This window comes from Neochlamydia sp. EPS4 (assembly GCF_000813665.1).
Classification (GTDB): domain Bacteria; phylum Chlamydiota; class Chlamydiia; order Chlamydiales; family Parachlamydiaceae; genus Neochlamydia.
On sequence record NZ_JSDQ01000085.1, the window covers coordinates 1 to 3,005 of the forward strand.

The 3,005-nt window shown below is 34.5% G+C and carries 1 protein-coding gene; it reads right to left on the reverse strand.

Annotation, left to right across the window (positions count from 1 at the left end; all coding sequences use genetic code 11):
• Nucleotides 1–712: 712 nt before the first annotated feature.
• A partial coding sequence (locus DB42_RS08345; RefSeq protein ID WP_044882581.1) for a tetratricopeptide repeat protein occupies nucleotides 713–3,005 on the reverse strand: 2,293 nt, incomplete at its 5' end.

Genomic DNA, 3,005 nt, shown 5'->3' on the forward strand with positions numbered 1-3,005 from the left:
GTTTTCGCATCCACCGAGGAGTTTTTAAAGAAACAACTAGAATTTTTTTCTATATCGTTAACGATAGTAAATATAAGAGGAGAGGTACTTAAGCTCTCTAAATTCATAGGGATATTACCTTTTTTACTTAATTTTTAACCCACATTTCTCACCTGAAATTTAAAGTGCTGATTGCTAAGTGTTTATAAAATTTGATTCTTAAATTTAAATTTTACAATCCTTTCATATTCAGAAACTTATAAAAAGTAGTGAGGAATATGGGTTTTAACGAAAATTTAAATAGATATTTAACATTGCTTATAATTTATCGTAAAGTGATTTAAATTTTATATTTCTTGTTATCAACATACACTACTTCAAAAAGAGTAATCAATGGTTTAAGCAAGACTAAAAGACTTACTTAAGTTTCCTGCCATGAGCTTCTTAAAATTAGCTCAAATTTTTACAAAGGAAACATAATACTCTGATAATAAGCTAGTTAGCTTATTCAAGCCTTATACAAAAATGAAGCTTCCGTTAGAAAAATAATATCGTGATATTATTTTGATCTGCAGAAAGTTGGTTTTAAAGCTAATCAGATACCTTCTTTAAGGTTTCAAACTCGTGGAAAAGAAATATTTTTGCAGGAACGTACAGAATACGCTTTTAAGAAGAGGCCAAGTAGGCTCTTGCAAAATTTTATTACAGTAGGATGATTTTCTCCCCATAGCCGCTAAGCGAGTCTTAAGGCTTTATTGATATGCTCGAATGCCTTTTCTAATTTACCTTGTTTTTGGTAGATTAGCCCTAAGTGGTGGTAATAAGTTGCTACATGGGGATGATTTTCATCATCAATCCTAATGAAGATATCGATAGCTTGATGAACATACTCTGCCGCTTTCTCTAAATCTTCTTGCTTTAGGTAGATTAGCCCTAAATGATGGTAATAAGTTGCTAAATGGGGATGATTTTCATCACCAATCTTAATGAGGATATCGACAGCTTGATGGACATACTCTGCCGCTTTCTCTAAATCTCCTTGATCTTGGTAGAGGATCATCCCAAGATGATTGTAATTTTCAGCCGCATTATGATGGTTCCCCCCAGAATGTTTAAGATCAATTTTGAGGGCTTTTTGGATATATTCAGCGGCTTGCTTTAAATTCCCTAGCCCTCTGCAAATTCCTCCTAGGTTATTGTAATCTGTAGCTACTGTAAGATGATTTTTGCCAAAAAATTTACGGTCAATGGCAAGAGCTTTTTTAGCATTCTCCATTGCCTTTTCTAATTCCCCTTGTTTTTGATAGATCGTTGCCAGGTTGTTGTAATTTATGGCCACATTGGGATGCATCTCACCATAAAAATTAAGATTGATGTTGAGTGCTTGATTTACAAAATCCATCGCTCTTATTAAATCTTCTTGATCTAGGTAAATCATTGCTAAATTATTATAATCTACGGCTACACTAGCAGGTTTTTCTTTAATAAACTTCTTGTCAATCTTGAGCGCTTTCTTATAATACTCAACCGCTTTTTTTAAATTACCTTGCCCATGGTAGATTAGCCCTAAATTATTGTAAGCTTTTGCTATATAGGGATGATCTTCACCCACAAGCTCTCTAAGGATTTTGAGTGCTTGATTTGCATAATCTATTGCGTTTTCAAAATTTACTTTATCCGGATAAAGTGAGATTAGATTGTTGTAAACTGATGCTACAAAAGACTTATTCTCCCTAGAAGATTTAAGAGCAACCTCACGCGCCTGATTTAAATATTGCGCTGCCAGCTCTAGAGTTCCTTCTTGTTTATAGATAAGCCCCAACTCATTCAAAAATTTAAAATTTTCTGGATCTTTTTCTAAAGCTTCATCAAACCACTTTATTGCTTCCTGATTCTTAAAAAGCCTTAAAGCTATGTATCCTTGCGTTTGGGGTGAGTCATCATTTAAATCGGAGGATGAAAGATTGTTTTCATGTCCTGCTAAAAAGTCTCGCATAGCCTGGTAGAAAGGAATATAGATACGATAAATTTTTTTTATCTTCTCTAGAGCTTTATGATCTAAAGCCAATTGCTCTTTGATAAGTCTGGGGTCATCAAATCCAAAGGGTTTAATAAGAGGATTCATAGCTTCCCTTTGCGCATTACAATTAAAGTAAGTTCTAAGGCGCATAAATAAAACTATACTCATCCAGTCCTGTAACTTTTCAGCTGCGTTACTTGTTAATATTCCTTGCTTGTTTAGCTGATCAATTCTACCAAATGTATCTAAAGTTACTACTTCTTTAAGAAGAGCCAGTCTATCCAAAGCTAAATGAGGAAACCGATACAAATCATTTTTAACTTTGAATAACATGCCTTGTCTTTCTAGATCCCCTAAGCTAGGATCAAAAGTTCTCATATCTTCTTGAACTAAATGTTTCTTGGCTAAATAATGGCGAAGATTAAGGCCTTCTTGATAAGGCGTAACAAGATTTTCTTGAACTTTTTGCCTATATTGCTCAGTTAATTCATTGCTGCCTAGTAAATGAGTAAAATTCAGAAGCTCCATGGGAAGATGAGGCTCTTTTTCATGCCACCATTGGCCTTCCTCATCTTTAGCAATATATTGAGCCATCTTTTCAGGAGTTTGGATAAGCTCAAACGTCTTACCATTGCCCAAAGGAGTTTTACAACCTTTTTCTTCTACTCCTGCTCCATCAAAAGCAAAGCCCCGGGGGGTAATCCCATCGAAAAAATCTATAGATTTTAAGCAAGGAATATTTAAAGCTGGTAGGATAGTTTCTCCCAAATTAATGACCTTCAAGTGAATTAAAGAGGTCAGACGTTTGAAATATTCTCGATTTATTGGATTATCTTCTTTTATAAGAATGCCAAACTCTAAATCGGAATAAGGTGTCACCTCTTCTCTAGCTAATGAGCCAAAGCCTATCATGGCATACTCGCAAGGCTCAGCTCCTAAAGTGTCTACACTCTGTTTTACAAGAATTTCAAAAAAAGCTTTTATCTGTTGAGTAATCTCACCAAAC